This window comes from Acidimicrobiales bacterium (genome assembly GCA_041394185.1).
Taxonomy (GTDB): domain Bacteria; phylum Actinomycetota; class Acidimicrobiia; order Acidimicrobiales; family Poriferisodalaceae; genus JAAETH01.
Genome location: JAWKIQ010000001.1, coordinates 959,798 through 981,400 on the forward strand (window position 1 = coordinate 959,798; position 21,603 = coordinate 981,400).

20 protein-coding genes are annotated in these 21,603 nt (G+C 65.6%); 12 read left to right on the forward strand and 8 right to left on the reverse strand.

What is annotated here, in order from left to right:
• Positions 1 to 23: 23 nt before the first annotated feature.
• From scpA to R2770_04560, 3 genes are read right to left on the reverse strand one after another with little or no spacing between them, the layout of a single operon-like run.
• Positions 24 to 2,189 carry a methylmalonyl-CoA mutase gene (gene scpA / locus R2770_04550; GenBank protein ID MEZ5279720.1) on the reverse strand — a complete coding sequence of 722 codons (2,166 nt, stop codon included), beginning with the start codon at positions 2,187 to 2,189 and terminating at the stop codon, positions 24 to 26.
• Positions 2,186 to 4,015 carry a methylmalonyl-CoA mutase family protein gene (locus R2770_04555; GenBank protein ID MEZ5279721.1) on the reverse strand — a complete coding sequence of 610 codons (1,830 nt, stop codon included), beginning with the start codon at positions 4,013 to 4,015 and terminating at the stop codon, positions 2,186 to 2,188. The genes scpA and R2770_04555 overlap by 4 nt, the downstream gene beginning before the upstream one ends.
• A 55-nt stretch (positions 4,016 to 4,070) precedes the next feature.
• Entirely contained in the window at positions 4,071 to 4,883 is an 813-nt protein-coding gene (locus tag R2770_04560; GenBank protein MEZ5279722.1) for a homoserine kinase, read from the reverse strand.
• Positions 4,884 to 4,942: 59 nt separating this feature from the next.
• Between R2770_04560 and R2770_04565 the strand changes: the two genes are divergently transcribed.
• The 4 genes from R2770_04565 (at position 4,943) to R2770_04580 (ending at position 8,968) form a co-directional block, all read left to right on the forward strand.
• On the forward strand, positions 4,943 to 6,592 hold the full coding sequence (locus R2770_04565; GenBank protein ID MEZ5279723.1) for a thiamine pyrophosphate-binding protein: 1,650 nt from the start codon (positions 4,943 to 4,945) through the stop codon (positions 6,590 to 6,592).
• A 110-nt stretch (positions 6,593 to 6,702) separates the two neighbouring features.
• The gene (locus tag R2770_04570) at positions 6,703 to 6,996 is read left to right on the forward strand and encodes a hypothetical protein (GenBank protein MEZ5279724.1); all 294 of its coding nucleotides are present in this window, start codon (positions 6,703 to 6,705) and stop codon (positions 6,994 to 6,996) included.
• The gene (locus R2770_04575; protein ID MEZ5279725.1) at positions 6,993 to 7,364 is read left to right on the forward strand and encodes a helix-turn-helix transcriptional regulator; all 372 of its coding nucleotides are present in this window, start codon (positions 6,993 to 6,995) and stop codon (positions 7,362 to 7,364) included. Before R2770_04570 ends, R2770_04575 begins: the two co-directional genes overlap by 4 nt.
• A 20-nt stretch (positions 7,365 to 7,384) precedes the next feature.
• Positions 7,385 to 8,968 (forward strand): AMP-binding protein, encoded by a 1,584-nt coding sequence (locus tag R2770_04580; GenBank protein ID MEZ5279726.1) that lies wholly within the window; start codon positions 7,385 to 7,387, stop codon positions 8,966 to 8,968.
• A 6-nt stretch (positions 8,969 to 8,974) separates the two neighbouring features.
• Here the strand turns inward: R2770_04580 and R2770_04585 are convergent, their stop codons facing one another.
• A complete protein-coding gene (locus tag R2770_04585) occupies positions 8,975 to 10,135 on the reverse strand; it encodes a hypothetical protein (GenBank protein MEZ5279727.1) in 1,161 nt (386 codons plus the stop codon).
• Positions 10,120 to 10,668, reverse strand: coding sequence for a MarR family transcriptional regulator (locus tag R2770_04590; protein MEZ5279728.1), 549 nt, complete (start codon positions 10,666 to 10,668; stop codon positions 10,120 to 10,122). Before R2770_04590 ends, R2770_04585 begins: the two co-directional genes overlap by 16 nt.
• A gap of 177 nt (positions 10,669 to 10,845) precedes the next feature.
• Here R2770_04590 and R2770_04595 point away from each other — a divergent pair, with 177 nt between their 5' ends.
• The 7 genes from R2770_04595 to R2770_04625 all read left to right on the forward strand — a co-directional run bounded on the left by R2770_04595 (position 10,846) and on the right by R2770_04625 (position 17,538).
• The gene (locus R2770_04595; protein ID MEZ5279729.1) at positions 10,846 to 11,823 is read left to right on the forward strand and encodes a patatin-like phospholipase family protein; all 978 of its coding nucleotides are present in this window, start codon (positions 10,846 to 10,848) and stop codon (positions 11,821 to 11,823) included.
• Entirely contained in the window at positions 11,820 to 13,280 is a 1,461-nt protein-coding gene (locus R2770_04600; protein MEZ5279730.1) for a wax ester/triacylglycerol synthase family O-acyltransferase, read from the forward strand. The genes R2770_04595 and R2770_04600 overlap by 4 nt, the downstream gene beginning before the upstream one ends.
• Positions 13,281 to 13,326: 46 nt before the next feature.
• Entirely contained in the window at positions 13,327 to 14,565 is a 1,239-nt protein-coding gene (locus R2770_04605) for a cytochrome P450 (protein ID MEZ5279731.1), read from the forward strand.
• A gap of 18 nt (positions 14,566 to 14,583) precedes the next feature.
• Entirely contained in the window at positions 14,584 to 14,778 is a 195-nt protein-coding gene (locus R2770_04610; GenBank protein ID MEZ5279732.1) for a ferredoxin, read from the forward strand.
• 22 nt (positions 14,779 to 14,800) lie between these two features.
• Positions 14,801 to 15,631, forward strand: coding sequence for a TauD/TfdA family dioxygenase (locus tag R2770_04615; GenBank protein MEZ5279733.1), 831 nt, complete (start codon positions 14,801 to 14,803; stop codon positions 15,629 to 15,631).
• Between the two features lie 25 nt (positions 15,632 to 15,656).
• Positions 15,657 to 16,088, forward strand: coding sequence for an antibiotic biosynthesis monooxygenase (locus R2770_04620; protein MEZ5279734.1), 432 nt, complete (start codon positions 15,657 to 15,659; stop codon positions 16,086 to 16,088).
• A gap of 319 nt (positions 16,089 to 16,407) precedes the next feature.
• On the forward strand, positions 16,408 to 17,538 hold the full coding sequence (locus R2770_04625; protein MEZ5279735.1) for an aminotransferase class V-fold PLP-dependent enzyme: 1,131 nt from the start codon (positions 16,408 to 16,410) through the stop codon (positions 17,536 to 17,538).
• Between the two features lie 8 nt (positions 17,539 to 17,546).
• Here R2770_04625 and R2770_04630 read toward each other — a convergent pair whose 3' ends face one another.
• The gene (locus R2770_04630; protein MEZ5279736.1) at positions 17,547 to 18,443 is read right to left on the reverse strand and encodes an SDR family NAD(P)-dependent oxidoreductase; all 897 of its coding nucleotides are present in this window, start codon (positions 18,441 to 18,443) and stop codon (positions 17,547 to 17,549) included.
• A 43-nt stretch (positions 18,444 to 18,486) separates the two neighbouring features.
• Here R2770_04630 and R2770_04635 point away from each other — a divergent pair, with 43 nt between their 5' ends.
• Positions 18,487 to 20,190: an FAD-dependent oxidoreductase gene (locus R2770_04635; protein ID MEZ5279737.1), complete on the forward strand. Its 1,704-nt coding sequence runs from the start codon at positions 18,487 to 18,489 to the stop codon at positions 20,188 to 20,190.
• A gap of 24 nt (positions 20,191 to 20,214) precedes the next feature.
• Here R2770_04635 and R2770_04640 read toward each other — a convergent pair whose 3' ends face one another.
• Both R2770_04640 and coaA read right to left on the reverse strand, forming a co-directional pair.
• On the reverse strand, positions 20,215 to 20,622 hold the full coding sequence (locus tag R2770_04640) for a YchJ family metal-binding protein (GenBank protein ID MEZ5279738.1): 408 nt from the start codon (positions 20,620 to 20,622) through the stop codon (positions 20,215 to 20,217).
• 26 nt (positions 20,623 to 20,648) lie between these two features.
• Positions 20,649 to 21,569 carry a type I pantothenate kinase gene (gene coaA, locus R2770_04645; GenBank protein MEZ5279739.1) on the reverse strand — a complete coding sequence of 307 codons (921 nt, stop codon included), beginning with the start codon at positions 21,567 to 21,569 and terminating at the stop codon, positions 20,649 to 20,651.
• Positions 21,570 to 21,603 lie beyond the last annotated feature (34 nt).

Here is a 21,603-nt window from a genome sequence, read left to right on the forward strand (position 1 = left end):
CAAGCCGCCATGTGGGGGGCTGCCTAGTCGAGGCGGTCCAACAGCTCCAGAGCAGCGTCGGCGATGACGGTGCCGGGTGGGAAGATCGCTGCTGCGCCGGCCTGGCGCAGTGCATCGAAGTCCTGAGGCGGGATGACTCCGCCCACCACCACCAGGATGTCGTCGCGGCCCAGCGCGGCGAGCTCGGCCTTGAGCTCTGGCACCAGGGTCAGGTGGCCTGCCGCCAGCGACGAGGCACCGACGATGTGGACGTCGTTCTCGACGGCCTGCAGCGCAACCTCGGCCGGGGTCGAGAACAGGGGGCCGATGTCGACGTCGAAGCCCAGATCGGCGAACGCGGTGGCGATGACCTTCTGTCCGCGGTCGTGGCCGTCCTGGCCCATCTTGGCCACCAGGATGCGGGGCCGGCGGCCGTGTTGTGCCTCGAAGGACTCGATGCGTTCGCGGGCGCTGGTCACCTCGGCCGAACCTCCCATCTCAGAGCTGTACACGCCCGAGATCGTCTTCACCTGGGCGACGTGGCGCCCGAATGCCTTCTCGACGGCGTCGCTGATCTCGCCGACCGTCGCCATCGCACGGGCCGCGTCGATCGACAGCGCCAGCAGGTTTCCATCACCCCGCGACGCTGCGTTGGTGAGCGCATCGAGAGCGCTGGCAACCCGGCTGGGGTCGCGTTCGGCGCGCAGTCGCTCGAGTTTGGCGATCTGGGCGGCACGCACCTCGGCGTTGTCGACCTTCAGAACAGCAATGTCCTCGTTGCCGTCGAGACGGTACTTGTTGACACCAACCACCGTCTGACGGCCCGAGTCGATGCGGGCCTGCGTGCGCGCCGCGGCCTCTTCGATGCGCAGCTTGGGGATGCCGGCATCGATGGCCTTGGCCATTCCGCCCTGCTCCTCGACCTCGCGGATGTGTTCCATGGCACGGGCGGCCAGTTTGTGGGTGAGGGCCTCGACGTAATAGCTGCCGCCCCAAGGGTCGATCGAGCGCGTCGTGCCCGACTCTTGCTGCAGCACCAGCTGGGTGTTTCGCGCAATGCGGGCACTGAAGTCGGTCGGCAGGGCCAACGCCTCGTCGAAGGCGTTGGTGTGCAGGCTCTGCGTGTGGCCCTGGGTGGCGGCCATGGCCTCGACACAAGTGCGAACCACGTTGTTGTAGACATCCTGAGCGGTGAGGCTCCAGCCCGAGGTCTGGCTGTGGGTGCGCAGCGACAGGCTCTTGGGGTTGGTTGGGTTGAAGCCCGAAACGAGCTGCGACCACAACAGCCGCGCCGCCCTCAGCTTGGCCACCTCCATGAAGAAGTTCATTCCGATGGCCCAAAAGAAGCTGAGCCTCGGAGCGAAGTCGTCGACGCCGAGCCCGGCATCGATACCGGCTCGGATGTACTCGACACCGTCGGCGAGGGTGTAGGCCAGCTCGAGATCGGCCGTGGCCCCGGCCTCTTGCATGTGATAGCCCGAGATCGAGATCGAGTTGAACCGCGGCATGTTCTGGCTGGTGAACTCGAAGATGTCGCCGATGATGCGCATGCTGGGCGCCGGCGGGTAGATGTAGGTGTTGCGGACCATGAACTCCTTCAGAATGTCGTTCTGAATGGTTCCGGCCAGCTGCTGGGGCTTGACGCCCTGCTCCTCGGCGGCCACGACATACAGCGCAAGAACGGGCAGCACCGCACCGTTCATGGTCATCGACACGCTCATCTGATCCAGCGGGATGCCACCGAACAGTGTGCGCATGTCGTAGATCGAGTCGATGGCAACACCGGCCATGCCGACGTCGCCCGCCACCCTGGGGTGGTCGGAGTCGTAGCCGCGATGTGTGGCCAGGTCGAACGCCACCGACAGGCCCTTTTGGCCCGCTGCGAGGTTGCGGCGATAGAACGCGTTCGAGTCTTCTGCGGTCGAGAAGCCCGCGTACTGACGAACCGTCCACGGCTGGTTGGTGTACATCGTCGAGTACGGGCCACGCACGAACGGGGCGAATCCGGGCAGCGAGTCGAGGTCGCCCAGGCCATCGAGGTCGGCCGCCGTGTACAGAGGCGCCACCTCGATGCCCTCTGGCGTGTTGGTGAACACGTCCTCTGAGCCGATCTGGGCCTCGGCCATCAGCAGCCAACGATCGAGGTCGCCTTCGTCGCCGGACGATCCGCCGGCGAGGTCGACACTGGTGAAGTCGGGTACCGCGGTCATCGGGCGCCTCCCTGGGCCAGAACCTGGTGAGCTCGGGTCAACACCTCGGCGACGTCGACGCCGAGATGCACGAATTCGTCGATGCCGGCCTGGCGCCAAGCCGACTCGTTGTCGCCGGGCGATCCTGCCAGATAAACGTATGTCGCTCCGGAATCCTTGAGGGCCCGGGCGGCGGCTGCGGCCGACTCGGCGTACTGGGCGTCGGATCCACAGATGACCGCCACGCTCGCCCCAGACGACACGAATGCCTCGGCCATCGCTTCGTTGTCGTCGAACCCGTCGGTGGCCAGGGTTGCAACCCCGCCCACGGCGAACAGGTTCGCCGCGAAGGTGGCTCGTGCCGTGTGTGCTGCCACCGAGCCCAGGTTGGCCGAGAACACCGAGGCGGCCGGGGCCGCCGAACGCAGCTGCTCGAACGTCTCGGCGGGTCGGAACAGGCCAAGCGGTTCACAGGTTACGACCCCGGTGGAGGAGTCTCCGCCTGCAGCAGCAGGTGCCCTGGTGAGCTGTTGTTCGGCCAGGTCGGGAAACTCGGTGACGCCGGTGATGGCCTGCTTGCGCCTGGCCACCTTGGCCTCGGTGCGTTGCCTGGCTGCTGCGATGTCGCTCTGCAAGCGCCCATCGAGCAGGGCCGCGGCGATGCCGCCCCCAGCCTCGAGTTGCTGGAACAGCGCCCAGGCCCGCTGGGCGATCTGATCGGTGAGGTTCTCTACATAGTACGAACCGCCCGCGGCGTCGATCACGGACGCCAAAGCCGATTCTTCGGCCAGGATCAACTGGATGTTGCGGGCGATGCGCAGCCCCAGATCGTCGGGTTGGCCCAGTGCGGCGTCGAAGGGGGTGACGGTGATGGCCTTGGCGCCGCCGACTGCGGCGGCGAACGCGCCGATGGTGGTGCGAAGCATGTTCACCCACGGATCGACACGGGTGATCATCGACGACGAGGTCTGGGCGTGTATGCGCATGCCCCGCTCGTGGCCGCCACATGCCTCGACTATTCGCGCCCAGCACACCCTGGCGGCCCGCAGCTTGGCGATGGAGGTGAACTGGTCGGCGTCGACGGTCATCGAGAAGGCGAGGTCATGGACGGCCTCGTCGACGCTGCGCCCCTGGTCGACCAGGTTGCGAAGGTAGGTGACCGCCGTCGACAGCATGCATGCGATCTCGGTGGCTGCCCCGGCGCCCGCGTGGCCGTATGGACGGCCGTCGACGCGAACCGGCACGACCATGGGCATGTCGCCCACCTCGTAGGCGACCTCGGACATCTCGTGCAGTGCTGCTTCGAGGGTGCTGGGCAGCGACCCGGTGGCGGCCAGCCGCCCGATGGGGTCGATTCCGAGCGAACCGATGGGCATCTGGCCCAGGTCGCGGGCCCTCCACAGCTCGATCATCGGCGTCGGGTGGGCGCCGTCGAGGTGAACACCGGCCATGTCGAGGTACACGCCCTCGAGCACGGCCTCCAGCTGTGAGCGGTCGGCGGGGCAGTTGACCAGCGCAATCGAGGTGACGCCTCGCTCGAGACCCTGCAGGATCTGGGCGTTGACCTCTGGCGACGTGGCGTCGAGCTGCTGACGGACGTCCCAACCGGCCCTTGTCGCGGCGGCCGTGGCGCCTCGCCTGTGGTCTCCGGTGCCAGGCAGAGAGGTAGGGCGTTGATGTTGTTCGCGCGTGTAGAGGGGATGGATCTGGGTTCCGTCGGGGCCGTCGACCACCAGCGAATCTATGGAACGGCCTCGCAAGGCGGCTTCGGCGGCCGCTACCCAGGTCTCGAGCAACGGACGCTCGAAGGTGACCTGCACGTCGGTGATAGCTGAGTTGTCTGCCACCCACCCAGACTAGGGCGCACAGAGGGGCAGGCCAGCACCCGAGCGCGGCGAGCGCTCAGTGTGCGACACGCACCGGCAGCCCGATCGCCAGCACCTTGGTGTGGGCCTGGGCCGCCTCTGTGGGCATCGCCGCGGCGACACGATCCGCGTCGGCTCGCCGGCACAGAGCGGCTGCGGTTGGCCCGCTGCCGGACAAGAACGCTGTCAGTGCCCCGGCCGCAAGGGCAGCCTCGATTGCCGCCTCGGTGTGGGGGAGGGCCTGCAGGCGGTAAGGCTGGTGCAAACGGTCGGTGCACAGCGACAACACATCGAGATCGCCCGTGGCCAGCCCGGCGACCAGCATGGTGGCGTGGGCCACGTTGTGGGCAGCGTCGGCGTGGCTGACGGTCGCCGGCAGGGTCGATCTGGAGGCGTTGGTCGACACCTCACCCTTGGGTATCCACGCCACCACCGACAAGTCGTCGGGCAAAGGCACCGACACCGTCTTGCCTGCCGCCGACACGGTGAGCCCGCCGAACGTCGAGGGGGCCGCGTTGTCGGGATGCCCTTCCAGTTCGGTCGCCAGCCGCCAGATCTCGGGGCGGCTGGCGTCGAGGTCGGCTCCGTGTTGAAGCATGGCAGCAGCGATTCCGGCGACATATGAGGCCCCGGAAAAGCCCATGCCCTTGCCAGGGGGGATCTTCGACTGCCAACCCAGTGGCCCTTCACCGCCAGCCGACCGAAAGCCCACCATGGCGGGATGACCTTCGCCCGCCGGGGACAGCGTGGCGGCGCCCGGTTCGACGTCGAGGGTCAGCTCCATCGCCAATCCGAGGCAGTCGAACCCCGGGCCCAAGTTGCCACTGCTGGCCGGTGCTGAAACGATCACGGGTGCAGATTCAACCACACCATTGCGCGTCCCGAAGTCGGGAGGCAGGAGGCGGTTCCATGACCGACATGTCGCACGGAGGCCGCCTGGCGGCAATGGCACTGAAGGCCGCAGGTGTCGAGTGCATCTTCACGTTGTCGGGTGGCCACGTCATGGGCATCTACGACGGGTGCATCGACGAAGGCATCGAAGTGGTCGATGTACGCCACGAACAGGCAGCGGTGCACGCGGCCGACGCTTGGGCCCGACTGCACCCGGGCAAGGTCGGAGTCGCGGTACTGACCGCCGGTCCTGGTGTGACCGACGGGGTCACCGGGGTGGCCAATGCGTGGCGCGCCAACTCGCCCATCGTGGTGATAGGTGGCCAGGGTCCGTTCAACAACCTGCGGCGTGGTTCGCTGCAGGAGATGGATCACGTTTCGCTGATGCGCCCCATCTCGAAGTGGAGCGACGCGTGCTACGAGACCGGCCGCATCGCCGAGTACGTAGAGCTGGCCGTCAGGCACGCTCTGTCGGGTGTCCCAGGACCCAGCTTCCTCGAGATACCCATGGACGTCTTGCACGCACCGATCGACCTCGACGCCGTGAAGATGCCCAGATTCCGCGACTACCGAGTAGCAGCTGCGGCTCCGGACGACCTGCTCGACGAGGCCCTCGACCTGATCGCGGGCGCAGAAAGGCCCATGATCATGGCGGGCACTTCGCTCAAGTGGAGCGAGGGTGGCCCCGCCCTGGTCGAGTTCATCGACCAGACGGGCACGCCGTGTTTCGTCAACGGCATGGGGCGGGGCCAGGTGCCCTGGGACAATGCGCAGTTCTTCAACCGCACCCGACGACAAGCGCTCGACGGCGCCGACGTGGTGGTGCTCGCCGGCACCCTGCTGGACTTCCGGATGAAGTTCGGCGGTTCGATTCCCAAGGATGCGAAGATCGTCCAGCTCGACCTCGACGAGACCCTCATCGGCCAGAACCGCCCGGCCGACGTTGGCCTGGTCGGCAACCTGGGAGCCAACTTCGCGGCCCTGACCAGCCGGGCGGCCCAACGGGGTCTGGCCATCGATCACCGCTCGTATCGAGACGAACTGCGTGCGGCCGAAGAGCGCATCGAAGCCGACCTGGCCGCCCAGCTGAACAGCGCAGAGGTGCCCATCGATCCCATGCGCCTGTGCCGCGAGATCGCCGATGCCATCGACGACGACATGATCGTCATCGGCGACGGGGGAGACATCGTCGCCCAGGCCAGCAAGGTCATCAGGGTGCCGCGCAACGGTCTGTGGATGGACCCGGGGCCGCTCGGCACCCTGGGGGTGGGCATGCCGTTTGCGCTGGCGGCACAAAAGGCTCATCCCGACAAGCGCGTGGTCATCGTGTACGGCGACGGGTCTTTCGGCCTCAACGGTTTCGAGTACGACACGGCCGTGCGCTTCGGGCTGCCGATAGTGGGCATCGTCGGCAACGACGCAGCGTGGGGCCAGATGATGAGGCCCCAGGCCATGATCTATGGCCAGGATCGCCTGGTGGCCACCGAACTGGCCAGCACCCGCTACGACAAGGTCGTCGAGGCGTTGGGCGGACACGGCGAATACGTCACCGAACCAGACCAGATAGGTCCGGCCATCCGTCGGGCCCTCGACAGCGGCAAGCCGGCATTGGTCAACGTCGTGATGCGTACCGACAAGGACGCCATGAAGGGGTCTACCTACGTCTGACCCGACCCGCGATGGGGCTCGTGCGAAATATTCTTAGCGCGAGGGTTGTCATCACTTCGAAGGTTGCGTACTCTACTTAGCAGTTCGCTAATCACATCAGGAGAACAACCATGGCCGTCATGGAAACCGTCAAGGACGCACAGACCCGTTCGATCGACACCGTCAAGACCGTGCAAGAGCAGGTGATCTCGTTCAACGAGCGCATCGCCGACACCGTCCTGGGTGCCGTTCCCAGCTTCGAAGCCCCCTTCGGACAGTACCTGCCCAAGCCCGCCGAGGTCGTCGAGAACTACTTCTCGTTCATGGCCATGATGCACGAGGCCAACCGCGACTTCGCCACCCGCCTCGTTGGCATCTGGAACCGCGACGAGGCCGACCAGCCCGAGGCCGAGCAGTCCAAGTGAGTCAAGAGCCCGGCCGGGGGTCCTCCCCCAAGGCCGGCCTCGAGACGCTGGGCGAGTTCATCAAGGCCCAGCGCACCCTGCTGAAGCTCAGCCAGCGAGAGCTGGCCAAGCGCACACGCCTGTCCGACCCTTACGTCAGCCAGCTCGAGAGGGGCCTGCACGAGCCGTCGGTTCGTGTGCTGAAGGCCCTGGCGTCGGCGCTGAATGTCAGGGCCGAGACGTTGCTGTCGTACGCCGGTCTCATCGAGGACGACGACGATGCCAAGATCACGGTCGTGGAAGCGATCCAGGCCGACCCACATCTGAGCGAGGATCAAAAGATCGCTCTGTTGGGGGTGTACCGGAGCTTCCGAAGTGACCACTCGTGAACGATTCGAGGACGTGTCGCATGGCTGAGGCGACGGAACTGATGTCGATGGCCGCCCGCTTGGGCGGCCTCGACCCGTTTTTCAATTCGGCGCGGGCGCTGGCCGTGGCCAGGTGGGGTGCGGGCATCTCCGCGATGGTGGCCGCCAGCGCCACCCGCTATCCGCGCCGCGCTGCGGTGGTCGACCATCGCGGCAGCATCGACTACGCAACGCTCGATCGGTACGCCTCCAACATCGGTGGTCTGCTGCGCACCAGGGCTTCGTCTCAACTGGGCGACGGCACCGTCGGAATCTTGTGCCGCAACCATCGAGGCTTCGTGTTGGCCCAGGTGGGGGCCGAGCGCGCCGGGCGCGACGTAGTGATGCTCAGCACCGCCCTGCCGCAAGCGAGCCTGCTGGACGTGGTCGCCCGCGAACACATCGACGTGATAATCGCCGACCTCGAGTTCGCCGACCTGGTCGAGCCGATAGTCAACGAGGGTTCGGTGCGGGTGGTGTTCGCCGACTCGTCCGAACCCGGCGGGCTCGAGGCCCTGGCCGCCGAGCGGCGTCGCTGCCCACCGCCCACGAGGCGGGGCCGCCTGGTCATCTTGACGTCGGGCACCACGGGTCCGCCCAAGGGGGCGCGACGCGACAACAAGGCGCCGGGGCTTGACGCCCTGTCGATGTTCGCGAAGGTGCCATACAGGGCTGGCGGCCAGGTGCTGGTGTGCCCGCCGCTTTTCCATGCCTGGGGCCTCAGTCAGGCCACCATCGCCCTGTCGACTGCGTCCACCCTGCACCTTCGACCCAAGTTCGAGGTCGAGTCCACAATCGGGCTAATGCGATCGACGCGGTTCGACGCCGTCGCCGTGGTGCCGCTGATGCTGAAGCGCATGCTGCGCTCGCCCGAGATCTCCGACATCAGGCGGCCGCGTCTGGTGCTCAGCAGCGGCAACGTCTTGTCGGGTGACGTAGCCCTCGAATGGATGGATCGCTTCGGCGACACCCTCTACAACTTCTACGGTTCGACCGAGGCTGCGCTGGGAACCGTCGCCGACCCCGAGTCACTACGGCTGTCGCCAGGCACCGTTGGCAGGGCGCCCAGGGGAGTGGTCATCGGCATTCTCGACCGGGAGGGCATGCCGGTATCGGCCGGCACCCGCGGACGCGTACACCTCAGTAGCTCGATGCGGTTCTCCGGATACACAGACGGAACCACCAGCGAGTCGTTCGGCAACCTCATGGCGACCGGCGACCTGGGCTACATGGACGAACACGGCCTCTTGCACGTCGAGGGCCGGGTCAACGACATGATCGTCACCGGTGGCGAGAACGTCTTCCCCAGCCGGGTCGAGGAGGTTCTGGAACGCTACGACGATGTCGACAACGCGGCCGTGGTCGGGCTTGCCGACGAGGAATACGGCCAACGGGTCGTGGCCTTCATAGTGCCCCGGGCCGGTCGCAAGCTCGATGTCGCCGATCTGCTCGAGTTCGCACGACACGATCTCGAGCGTTTCATGGTTCCCAAAGAGGTCAGGATCGTCGACTCGCTGCCCATGACCACCACGGGCAAGGTCATACGCCGCGAGCTGAGGGTGCTGGGCGACCCCGACCGTCTCTGAACGGGTTCAGGCGGTTGGTGTCAGCGAGGTGACTATCGCCTGGTCGATGTAGTCGGTGACCGACTTCTCGAACGGGAACGACAGGTGCGAGCCCTGATACCAAAGGATGCTGGGCTCGTCCCAGTGGCTCCACAGTGCCTTGACGTTGCCGGGGCGCACCCACCGGTCCAGCAGGCCTGCGTAGATGAACCTGCGATCGTGGTCGACCTGGCAATCGAGTGCCAGGGGAGAAGCCACCTGCAACACATCGGAAAGCGAGTCCCACGACAGGCCCCACTGCTCGTAGAAGGGGGGCAGCAGCGGGTCGAGTTGGCGGCGGAATCCGCGCACCAGGTCACTTTCGGGCACACCGGCGATGACACACGCCAGGCCGGGCTCGAGGCCCGCCACCAGCGACACCATGTAGCCGCCGAGCGATATTCCCGACAGCCCCACCGCCGGCGCCTCGTAGTTGCTGCGCAGCCAAGAAATCACGTGGCGTACGTCCCAAGCGCCGTGCGTGAGGGTGTGAACGGTGTTCATGGCACCTGCGTGAAGCACGCGGCTGCCACTGGGCCCCAGCGACCGGGGGCCGTGCAGGGGCAACACCACCGCTGCGACATTGACGCCCAGCTTCTCGAACAGGTGCCTGGCCCGAAACGACGCCAGGTCGATGGCCGGGCTGCCGGTGCGGTACCCGTTGACCAGCACCATCCATGGGCGGGGCTCGCCCTCGTGGCGCATCATCCAGACGTGGCCCTTGCGCACCGGGCGATAGTCCATCCAACGGTCGGCGCCCGGCTCGCCCTCCCAGGGCTCGTACGTGCTGGTGAAGCGGATGTGCTCGTAGCGGTATGGGCCCGATCGGGCCGGGCGGCTCTCTACATCCTGCAGCGGACCCTGAGGATCTCGGTGGAAGCTGCGTGGGTCGGCCATCCAGCCCCGGTCTGTGTACATGTCGTGGGCTTCGCTCAGCTCGCTGCGAAGCCTCCTGCGGAACGAGCCATCCGGGACTCGAAGCCGGCTGCTGGCCAGTTCTATCTGAAGCAGATATTCGTCGGTGACCCACTTGAAGGCCGCTGCAGGCGTCGGCTTAGCGGCGGGCAGTCCCTTTTCGGAGTGGCCACGAACCCATTCGGCGACGTCGCCCAGCGAGGGGATGAATGGCGGAATCATGGTGTCGGCCATCTGTGGGCCTCCGGTCTGGCCAGGGTGTGTTCGGTGGACTTGAGCATTCGTTCGAGTAGGTCGGACAAGATGATGCGCTCGTCCAGGGTGAACACGCTGAATATCTCTTTATAGGTGTCGAAGGCGCGGTCGACGAAATAAGTGTGCAAGTCGCGCCCGGCCGCGGTCAGTTCTAGCAACACCTCACGGTGGTCGGCCTCGCCGCGGCGCTTGACCACAAGCCCTAGCGCCTCGAGGCGCGAGGTTGCCCGGGTGGCCGTCGACGGTTCGACGTCCATCGCCATCGCCAGTTCGCGAACCGGGCACGGACCGTGAGCCGCGATGCTGTCGAGGGCACGGAATTGCCCGGGCTCTATCGAGTGTTCGCCGCCGGACAGTATGTGCTTGCGGAGGCGCTCGACGGTGGGGCCCAGCCTCTGGGCCCGCCATGATGTGGCGAGCTTGTGGTCGACGTCCCATTGGTCGTCGGGGCCCTCGGCCGGAAGGGCCAGCGTCCGTGGCCTGGGCGCCGGCACATTTAGCGAGCTATCCACGGTGCCCAGCCTTGCACATGCGATGGGGGTAGCGGAATGACCTGTGGCGCGGTTCACAGTTTGATCGATCTGATCTCGGCGGCATCGCGCGGTCATCGCTGGGACAGATGATGCCGATCATGACTTGACCCCGACCGATAGTTGCATGGCGTCAGGCATATGGTTACCGTACCGCCGATGAAGGCGGCTTTGGTGCTCGGATCTGGTGGGGTGCTGGGTGGTGCTTTTCACGCCGGCGTCGTCAAAGCGCTCTACGACGTGGTGGGTGTCGACGCCAGAGACTTCCAAGTCATCGTCGGAACCAGCGCGGGCTCGATCTCGGGGGCGCTGCTGGGTGCGCGGCTGCATCCAAACGACCTCTACCGGCGTGAGACGGGCGGCACCCTCAGCCCAGCCGGCGCCAGGCTGCTCGCGGAGGCCCGCGCCAGGGTCGGCAGTGGCTACAGCGGGCCACGCCGCTCGTCGTTGGGATGGCCGGTTGCTCCCCATCTGATGTGGCGATCGGCCATGTCTGCGCTGGCCGGCGATGGTTCGGTGTCGCCAGGCGCTGCTCTGGCGGGGCTCGCCCCCAGGGGCACCACGCCCGTCGAGCCGATTCGTGCGCTGGTCGATGGTCTGGTCAGTGACCGGCCCGCGGGCACGTGGGCGTGGCCCGGCGATCCACACATCTCGGTGTGTGCAGTCGATCTGCGAAGCGGCCGTCGCACCGTCTTCGACGGCTCACAGAGCGGCGTGTCGTTTGGCGATGCCGTGGCGGCCTCGTGTTCTGTGCCCTCGGTCTTCGAACCGGTTGTCATCGGCGGCCGCACCTACACCGACGGCGGGGTTCATTCGTCAGACAACGCCGACGTCATCAGCGGCGTTCGCTGGGACCTCGTCGTGGTGAGCTCGCCTATGTCGATACACGACGTCGGGCGCCTCAGCGGGCCCTGGCATCCGTTGAGGGTGATGACACGGCGTCAGACCGACAGCGAGGTCGCGCGGCTCGATGCCGCGCACTCGGTGGTGATTCGCCCTGGCCCCGACGACCTGCACACCATGGGGCCGAACATGCTCGACGGGTCCAAGCGCGCCGCCGTGGCCTTGGCTGCCTACAACACCGCATCAAACGTATTCTCCAAACGCCTCTCCGAACACGGGATCAAGATGAAATGAAGCAGCTCACAGGCCTGGACGCAGCGTTCCTCTATATGGAGACGCCCACTACCTTCGGTCACGTCAGCGGGCTCGGCATCTATGACGCCCCAGCCAACTCCGACGAGACCCCCTACGAGCTCTATCGCAACCGTCTCGAGGAGCGGCTTGCGGTGCTCGACCCATTCCGTCGCCGCCTGGTCGAGGTGCCCTTCGGGCTCGACCATCCGTGGTGGATCGAAGACCCCGACTTCGACCTCGACTTCCACCTGCGTCACATAGCTGTGCCGCCGCCCGGCGGGGCTCGTGAGCTGTCCGACCTGGTGGCTCGCATCATTGCCCGCCCGCTCGATCGCTCGCGGCCGCTGTGGGAGGTGTATGTCATCGAGGGGCTCGAGAACGGGCGCTGGGCGGCCCTCACCAAGGTGCACCACGCCACCATCGACGGCGCCGCGGGCGCCGAGATGATGATGATGCTGCTCGACTCCGAGGACGCCCGCACCGATCTCGCCATGCCCCCGCTGCCGGCGCCCGAGCGTCTTCCGACGCCCCTCGAGATGATGGGCCGCACCGCGATGAGCTATGCGTCGCGCCCCCGGCGATTCTTCGCCGCTCAATCGCGGATGGCCGCCGACTTCTTCGAGATCATGTCGAAGAACAGCGGAGCGCTGGCCGGGGCCGTCACCGGCATGGCCCGCAACACCTTGCCGGGTGGCAATGGCGAGACGCGAGACGACGGCACAGGTCTGTTGGCACCGCGCACGCCGTTCAACCGCGCCATCACCGCAAACCGGCGATTCGCTTACCGGACCTACTCCCTCGACGAGGTCAAGGAGATCAAGAACCATTTCGGCGCCACGGTGAACGACGTCGTGATGGCCACCACCGCAGGCGCGCTGCGCCGCTACCTCGAGCGGCATCAGGCCCTGCCCGAAAAGCCGCTGGTCGCAGCGGTGCCGGTGTCGATCCGCACAGGCCAGGAAGAAGACATGTGGACCAACCGCGTCTCGTCGATCGTGGCCCGTATACCCACCCACCTGACCGACCCTGGCGAGCGCATCTCGTTCGCCGCAGGGGCTATGAACGAGGCCAAGGGCAACTTCGAGTTGGTGCCTGCCGAGGCGCTTGTGAATCTGTCGGAGTTCTCGCCACCGGCCCTGTTCACGCAGGCTGCCGGCGCCATGACCCGCTTCCGCATGGGCGACCACATCGCCCAGCCGTCCAATCTGATCGTGTCGAACGTCCCCGGGCCCCGCAAGCCGATGTTCCTGGGGTCGGCGCGGCTCGTTCACTACTACCCGGTGTCGACGATCGCCGAAGGTCAGGGGCTCAACGTCACGGTGCAGAGCCTCGAGAACTGTCTCGACCTGGGGCTGGTGGCATGTCGAGAACTCATGCCAGATCTCGAAGATCTGGCCGACGACTTCGGTGCCGAACTGGGCCATCTGCTCGAAATAGCGCGCCAGTCTGCCGGCTAGCCCTCGGCTGACAGCTGCTGGTATGGTTGCCCCCGGAGGGGGCCACATGACCGACACCGCACCAGAGCCAACACGCGACTGGCAGACCGATTACGACCTGCTCGACCCGCGATATGCGGTCGATCCGTACCCGATATGGGACGAGCTGCGCCAGCAGTGCCCGGTGGCCCACACCCAGCGCCACGGCGGCTCGTTCATGCCGACGCGATACGACGACCTCAGGGCCATAGCGCGCGACCACGATCGCTTCAGCTCGCGTGACGTGGCCGTCATAGCGGGGCCCGACGACCCACCACCCGACAACGGCATAGAGATGAGGGTGCCTCCGATCGATTCGGATCCCCCGGAGCACCTCCGCGCCCGGCGCATGATCCTTCCGTTCTTCTCGCCCCAGCTGGTCGAAGAGCGCGACGAGCCGTTCACCCGCGCGCTGTGCAAGCGCCTGGTCGACGGGTTCGTCGAGCGATTCCAGGCCGGCGAAGACGTCGTCGACGGCGCCGCCGAATACGCCCAGCAAATTCCACCACGCGTCATAGGTCACCTGTTGGGCATCCCAGAATCGATGACGGACGAGTTCGTCGGTTGGGTGCGCGGCATCCTCGAGCTGGGGTACTTCGACGACGATCTACGCATCAAGTCTCGCGACTCGATACTGAACTACTTCATCGGGCTTGTGGCCGAGCGTTTGGAAAACCCTGGCGACGACCTCATCAGCCAGCTGCTGCACGGCGAGGTCGACGGGGTGGCGATCGAACCCATAGAGGTCGCCCAGACCTGCAACCTGCTGCTGATCGCCGGCATCGACACGACGTGGTCCTCGATCGGCTCGGCGATCTGGCATCTGGCCGGCCATCCAGAGGACCGTCAGCGATTGGTGGACGACCCCGGCCTCATCCCTTTGGCGGTGGAGGAGTTGCTGAGGGCCTACTCGCCGGTGACCATGGCCCGCATCGTGGCTGCAGACACCGAGTACGCCGGATGTCCGATGAGCGAGGGCGATCGCATCATCATGAACTTCCCTGCGGCCAACAGAGACCCAGAGGCCTTCCCCGACGCCGACAAGGTCATCATCGACCGGGCCGAGAACCGTCACATAGCGTTCGGTGTGGGCATCCACAGGTGTGGCGGCTCGAACCAGGCCCGCCTCGAAATGAGGGTTGCGATAGAAGAATTCCTTGCTCGCATCCCCGATTTCGAACTGGCAGACCCGGGCGCCGTGACCTGGGCTGCAGGTCAGGTGCGCGGACCGCGTATTCTTCCCATTCGTATCCGGCAGACCCGTTGAGGCTTGGAGGCCCAGCTCATGAAGATCGAAGTGAACCAGGACGCCTGCGAGGGTCACAACCGCTGCTACTCGCTGGCACCTGAACTGTTCGACGTCGACGACTACGGAACCGCTACGGCGCTCAACGACGGCATCGTCCCCGACGACCTGGTCGAGAAGGCGAACCTGGCCATCGCCAACTGCCCAGAGCACGCAATATCGATCGTCGAGTGAGAGCCGATAGGGGAGTGAAGCAATGCTGAGCATCACCCCGCTCGCAGGTCCTTGCGGTGCCGAGGTCAGCGGTGTGGTCCTCGACGACACCCTGAGCGACACCGATTTCGAGGCCATCGAGGCCGCGTTCGTCGAACACCAGGTTCTGGTGTTTCGCGATCAGCAGTGGACGGTCGACCAGCAGATGGCTTTCGGCCGAAGGTTCGGCGAACTCGACGAGCATCCATTCGTCGATGGCCAGCCCGAACACCCCGAGGTTCTCGACATCATCACCGAGCCGTCGGATCGCGTGAACTTCGGCGGCGGATGGCACACGGACGTGACCTTCCTCGAGCAGCCCGACATGGGTTCGATCCTGTACGGGGTCGAGATTCCTCCGGTTGGCGGCGACACGTTGTTCTCGAGCCAGATCGCGGCCTACGAGGCACTGAGCCCCACCATGCAGTCGATGATCGACGGTCTGGTGGCGGTTCACAGCGCTGCCAAGCAGTACGCGCCCGGTGGCCAGTCGACCTATTCGCAGGCCATGTCCACCAAGAACAGCGACATGGCGCATGCCTCGGTCGAGCATCCTGTCGTGCGAACCCATCCGGTTTCGGGGCGCAAGGGGTTGTACGTCAACCGGGCGTTCACCAGCCATATCAAGGGCCTCAACCGCCGTGAGTCCGATGCGCTGCTGGAGTTCTTGTGCGACCACGCGGTGCTCGAGCGCTTCACGTTCAGACTCAAGTGGCAGCCGGGCACCATCGCAATGTGGGACAACCGCAGTGTGCAGCACTATGCGTTGCACGACTATGCGGGTGCGAGGCGCCACGTGCGACGCATCACCGTCAAGGGTGACCGGCCGCGATAGGGCGCTGAGCCGATAATTTGGCGGCATGGCTGTCGTTCGAATCAACGCAATCGAAGTTCCTGAGGGTATGGGCGAGCGCATCGAGATGATGTTCTCGAAGCGTCTCGGAGCCGTCGACAAGGAGCCGGGCTTCCTGGGCTTTGAGTTGCTGCGCCCGACCGGTGAGAACGAGCGCAGATACTTCGTCGTCACTCACTGGGAGTCGGCTCAAGACTTCGAGAACTGGGTCAACAGCGAGAACTTTCAGCACGGCCACCGGGGTACCGGAGGCCCAGACCAGCAAGGCCACCGGGGTACCGGGGGCCCAGACCAGCAAGGCCACCGGGGTACCGGGGGCCCAGAACAGCAAGGCCACCGGGGTACCGGGGGCCCAGAGCAGCAGCACAGTGCGCCGGTTTCGACCGGTGCCGAGTTGTTGTCGTTCGACGTGGTGTTGTCTTCGACTCCCGGGCAGTGACGTAGTTCACCCGCCGGGTCTTGTTGTACGTACATTCGGACGTTATACTGGCTGGCATGTGCCAGAGGACTCAATGCCGTAGCTGTGGTCGCCCGACCTTTTCTGGATGTGGGATGCATGTCGAGCAGGTGCTCGGCGATGTGCCGGTCGACGAGCGCTGCTCGTGTGGCACCGGTGAGCGCTCGGGTGGCTTCCTGGGTCGGCTTCTAGGCCGCTGATCTCGCTGGCGGCGCGTCCGCCGGGTCGCTGCGCGATAGCTTCGCGCAACATGTCGCTTCGGTTCGGACCGCCGCTAGTTCCAATTCCAGGCCCTTCGATCGTGCCCGAGCGTGTGCGCTTGGCGATGGACAGGGCCATGCCGAATATCTACGGCGGCGAGATCGTCGACGTCAGCGCGTTCGTTCTGGACCGCTTGCCCTCGGTTGCCAGAACGTCTGGCCCCGTGTTCGCAGTCATCGGCAACGGCCACGCTGCGTGGCAGATGGCGATATCAAACACCATGTCGCCCGGCGACAAGGTGTTGGTGCTGGAATGTGGTCGATTCGCCTCGTTGTGGGGCATCGCCGCCCAAGCCTCGGGCATCGACGTCGAGGTGATGAACTCGGCGCCTGGCCATCCTGTCGATCCAGCGGCCTTCGAGCAGCGCTTGACAGCCGACGTCGACCAGCAGATCGACGCGGTTCTGATGGTGCAGGCCGACACATCGTCCTCGGCTTTGAACGACGTGGCGGCCATCCGTGCGGCCCTCGACAGGGTCGGGCACCGGGCGCTCTTGATGGTCGACTGCATCGCAACCCTGGGTTGTATGCGCTACGAGATGGACGCCTGGGGTGTCGACCTGACGGTCGGCGCCAGCCAGAAGGGTCTGATGGTGCCGCCCGGACTGGGTTTCGTGTGGGCCGGCCCCAAGGCCCTGCTCGCCTACGAGAAGGCCACACTGCGCAATGCCTACTTCGATTGGGCCAGCCGCTCGGGTGACGGCCCGGTGTACACCAAATACAGCGGCACCCCTCCCGTGACCCACCTGTACGGAATGGCCGAGTCGCTGAAGATGATCGAAGAGGAAGGTCTCGAGAACATCTGGGCCAGGCACAACGTGCTGGCCGGCGCTGTGCGTGCAGCTGTGGAGGCATGGGAAGCCCTGGGCGGACTGTCGCTCTACGTCGTCGATCCCGATGCCAGAGCCGACTCGGTGACCACGGTTCGCACGGGCGATGTCGACGCTGGCCGACTGCGCGACATCTGCGAGCAAGGCGCCGGGCTGACCCTCGGCGTTGGAATGGCCGACCTGGCCGATCGGTCGTTTCGCATCGGGCACATGGGCCACACCAACCCACCCGTGGTGCTGGGCACGCTGGCAACGATCGAAGCAGCGCTCGTGTCGATGCGCGCCCCCATGGGCGCCTCTGGTGTGGCGGCGGCGGCATCCCACATCGCCGCGCACCTGTAGGCGAGCGGTCAGTCGATGTGTGCGCTGGGAGGTGCAGGGATCAGCGTCTGCATCGCCCCGGCTTCGTGGAGGCGGTTGACGAAGGTTGCCTCGTAAGCCTCCTCTGGGTGGGCGCGAACCATCTCGTCGATGATGTGTGCGTCCTCGCCGACCAGGATCCGCCAGCGTCCGGCCTGAACCCCGTCGAGGATTATTCGTGCGGCCTCGGCGCTGGTGGTTGGGGCGTTCTCCTGGAAGGCGCCCGAGAGCGCGGCGACGTCTTCGCTCAGTGCGTGTCCCAAGATGCGGGTCGAGTTGTGTGTGATGCCGGTGCTGATGTGACCGGGCATGACCACAGACGCCTTGACATGAGGGGCATTCTTGGCGAAATCGGTCGTAAGCGCTTCGGTGAATCCCTTCACGGCGAACTTGGCAGCGCTATAGGCGGTGTGAGGGCGGGTCGGTCCCAGGGAAGCCCAGAAGCCGTTGACGCTGCTGGTGTTGATGAGGTGCCCCTCGGTCGACGCGATCAGCATTGGGACGAACGCTCGCGAGCAGTAGTACACGCCGTACCAGCAGACGCCGAACGTGCGCTCCCAGTCGGCGCGCGGATGCTCGATGAAGCTGCCGCCCCCGCCGATGCCCGCGTTGTTGAACAACAGGTTGATGTGGTCGGTGGCGTGAGCCTCGGTCACGTGGTCGCGCCAGGCCAAGACCTCGGCCTCGTCGCTTACGTCGACGGTGGCGGTGCTGACGGTGATCTGGGCGTCGAGCGCTCGGCATTGCGCTGCGACCTCATCGACCGACCCCGCGTCGACATCGCCCAGAGCCAGGTTGCAGCCGTCTGCGGCCAGCAACAGAGCCAGGTCCTTTCCCATGCCGCTGCCGGCCCCAGTTATTACAGCGATCTTGCCCTTGAAGTCCATCGCCCAAGTCAACCACGCGAGGCGCGTTGGTACCCTGGTCGGGGTGACTTCGAACGATGTCCTCGGGTCGTCTGTCGGCCAAACGCCCCTCAGTGCAGCGCCTCAACCGATGTCGCTGCGGCGGCGAAACCTCGATCGCATCGATGGCGGCCATTTCGATGTGCTCGTCGTGGGTGGGGGTATCAACGGGGCGGTCTCTGCTGCGGTCTTGGCCGGTCGCGGAGCGTCGGTGGCGGTGGTCGATCGCGGAGACTTCGGCGCGTTCACCAGCCAGGAGTCGTCGAACCTGGTGTGGGGCGGGTTCAAATATCTCGAGACATACGAGCTGGCACTGGTTCGCAAGCTGTGTATGTCTCGCAATCGGTTGTTGTCTGCGTACCCCGACAACATCAAGTCGATCGGGTTCATGGCCTCGCTCGAGCGAGATGGCAAATATGCGCCCTGGTTCGCCTACATGGGAGCCCTTGGGTACTGGGCCATCGGCAACTTCCGCACGCCCAGACCCCGCGTGTACCGGCCCGAAAAGATCGAGCGGCTCGAGCCGCTGGTCGACACCACCGAGCTGGCCGGGGGCATCGAGTACTACGACGCATACTTGGCCGACAACGACTCGAGGTTCGTGTTCAGCTTCGTCCGTTCGGCCATGGACGTCGGCGCCGCCGCGGCCAACTATGTCGAGCTGGTCGATGCCCGCTTCGACGGCGCCAGATGGCAGGCGAAGTTCCACGACCTCGACGCCGTCGATGCCGACGGCCGTCCGGCAGTGCTGGGGTGCACTGCCAACATGATCGTCAATGCCGCCGGCCCATTCGTAGACGATCTCAACTCGCAGTGGGATGTCAAGACCAAGCATCGCATCGTCTACTCCAAGGGCATCCACCTGATCGTTCCCAGGCTGACCAACGACAATCGGGTGCTGGCCTTCTTCGACGACACCGACCGTTTGTTCTACGTGATTCCCATGGGTCGGCGCTCGGTGATCGGCACCACCGATACGCGGGTCGACACCCCCTTCACCGCTGTCGACGACGAAGACCGCCGGTTCCTGCTCGAACAGATCAACGCCCGCCTCGACCTCGAGAAGCCGCTCGATACCAGCGATGTCATCGCAGAACGTTGCGGGGTGCGTCCACTGGTGGTGAAGGCTGGCGGCGGTGACCGCAGGCAGGTCGACTGGACCAAGCTGTCACGCAAACACGAGGTCGAGGTCAACCGCAAACGCAAGGTCGTCACAGTGCTCGGTGGCAAGCTCACCGACTGCCTGAACGTGGGTGAGGAGGTCGCCAAGGCCGTCGAACGTCTCGGGCTGCCTCTCGAGAAAGATCGGCACAACTGGTACGGAGAACCTGCAGCTGCCACCCGCGAGGAGTTCTTCCGACGTGCACGCCTGATGCGGCTGGACGATCTGCGCGAGCGACCAGACGTCGAGCCGCTGTCCGAGCGGCTGTGGCGGCGCTACGGCCGCAGGGCGTTCCAGATGCTGGACCTGATCGAACAGGACCCGTCGATGGGCGTCGATGTCATGGACAACGCCGACTATCTGCGAGTCGAACTGCACATGGCAGCGCGGACCGAGATGGTCACCAAACTCGAGGACTTCATGCGTCGCCGCTCGAAGATCGACCTCGTCGTGCGCGACTCTGAGATCAGGGCATCCGAGGGCCTGGTCGACGTGGCCCAGATCCTGTTCTCTGACCGCGCCCAGGAAAAACTCGACGAATACCTGGCGATACCGCCGGTCAGCTGACCGGCTGCCTCAGCCTCCGCCTCTTCAGCCGGCGGTGCCTCCCGCGTACACCCAACGACCTTCGTGGCGCTCGAAGCGCGCGACCTCGTGAACGGGATGGTCGTGGTCGGCGTGGATATATGCCGTTCGGAACTCGACCGTGCCGTAGTCGTCGTCGGGCCCACCTGCGGCCGTCGACAGGATCTCCAGCGGCGCCCAGCCCTCGGTGGGCAGCTGGCCAACCTTCTCGGGGCGCGAATCGGGGTGCCAGCAATACATCAGGTACCCACCGTTGCGCTTCACGAACGCGGAGTATCGCGAGCGCATCAGTTGCTCGGCGGTCTCGGCCTCGGCTTGGCGTCGCAGCAGGGGGCCACAGCAGTCGTTGAATTTGTCCCCACTGCCACACGGGCAGTCGAGGCTGGGCTTGCGTTTGGGTTGCTTGCGAGACATCCAGTGACCTTTCGGAACCAAGCGCCTCACCGGCGCAGTAGTCGGACCTCGTCGATGCGATGGTCCGGGGCTTTGTGCAGGATCAGCGACGCCCGCTCGCGCGTCGGGGCTATGTGCTCGCGCAAGTTGATGCCGTTGATGCGGTCCCATATCGACGTGGCTGTGGCGCGTGCTTCGTCGTCGGTCAGTGCGGCGTACTTGGCGAAGTAGCTGTCGGGGTCGCGAAACACGGTTTCGCGAAGGGTCAGGAAGCGGTCGATGTACCACTCCTGGATGTCGTCTTCGTCGGCGTCGAGATAGATCGAGAAGTCGAAATAGTCGCTGACGAAGTCTGTCGAATCGGTGCCCACCTGCAAGACGTTGAGCCCCTCGACGATGACGATGTCGGGGTCGTCGATCGTCTCGCGCCTATCCGGCAGCACGTCATAGACGACGTGGCTGTAGGTGGGCACCTCGAGGTGGGCGACGCCGCTCTTGACCGCCTGAAGAAACGACAGCAGAGACCCGGTGTCGTAGCTCTCGGGAAATCCCTTGCGCTCCATCAGGCCGCGCTGCTGCAGAACGGCGTTGGGGTGCAGAAATCCGTCGGTGGTGACCAGTTCGACCCTGGGGTGTTCTGGCCAGCGAGCCAGCAGTGCTCGCAGCACCCTGGCGAACGTGCTCTTGCCAACAGCCACGCTGCCGGCGACTCCGATCACGTACGGAACCGCCGGAACCGGGGCGCCCAGGAACTCGCTGGTGGCGTCGCGCAGCGCCGAGTTGGCCGTGTGTTCCAGGTTCAGCAGACGGCTGACCGGCAGGTGGATCATTTCGACCTCGACCAGGTCGACGGGATCGTTCAGGCCAGACAGGCGGTCGATGTCGTCGCCAGACAACGTCACGGGGGTGTTGGCCCGTAGGGCCGCCCACTGCGAACGGGTGAATGACAGGTAGCGGTCGGAGGCCACGGCAAGAAGATACGCCGCCCAGGGCGGTATCCAC

Bases quoted from the DNA above. Each gene is read 5' to 3' on its own strand.
- scpA (MEZ5279720.1), bottom strand. From the start codon at position 2,189: ATGACCGCGGTACCCGACTTCACCAGTGTCGACCTCGCCGGCGGATCG.
- R2770_04565 (MEZ5279723.1), top strand. From the start codon at position 4,943: ATGACCGACATGTCGCACGGAGGCCGCCTGGCGGCAATGGCACTGAAG.
- R2770_04570 (MEZ5279724.1), top strand. From the start codon at position 6,703: ATGGCCGTCATGGAAACCGTCAAGGACGCACAGACCCGTTCGATCGAC.
- R2770_04580 (MEZ5279726.1), top strand. From the start codon at position 7,385: ATGGCTGAGGCGACGGAACTGATGTCGATGGCCGCCCGCTTGGGCGGC.
- R2770_04585 (MEZ5279727.1), bottom strand. From the start codon at position 10,135: ATGGCCGACACCATGATTCCGCCATTCATCCCCTCGCTGGGCGACGTC.
- R2770_04595 (MEZ5279729.1), top strand. From the start codon at position 10,846: ATGAAGGCGGCTTTGGTGCTCGGATCTGGTGGGGTGCTGGGTGGTGCT.
- R2770_04600 (MEZ5279730.1), top strand. From the start codon at position 11,820: ATGAAGCAGCTCACAGGCCTGGACGCAGCGTTCCTCTATATGGAGACG.
- R2770_04605 (MEZ5279731.1), top strand. From the start codon at position 13,327: ATGACCGACACCGCACCAGAGCCAACACGCGACTGGCAGACCGATTAC.
- R2770_04610 (MEZ5279732.1), top strand. From the start codon at position 14,584: ATGAAGATCGAAGTGAACCAGGACGCCTGCGAGGGTCACAACCGCTGC.
- R2770_04615 (MEZ5279733.1), top strand. From the start codon at position 14,801: ATGCTGAGCATCACCCCGCTCGCAGGTCCTTGCGGTGCCGAGGTCAGC.
- R2770_04620 (MEZ5279734.1), top strand. From the start codon at position 15,657: ATGGCTGTCGTTCGAATCAACGCAATCGAAGTTCCTGAGGGTATGGGC.
- R2770_04630 (MEZ5279736.1), bottom strand. From the start codon at position 18,443: ATGGACTTCAAGGGCAAGATCGCTGTAATAACTGGGGCCGGCAGCGGC.
- R2770_04640 (MEZ5279738.1), bottom strand. From the start codon at position 20,622: ATGTCTCGCAAGCAACCCAAACGCAAGCCCAGCCTCGACTGCCCGTGT.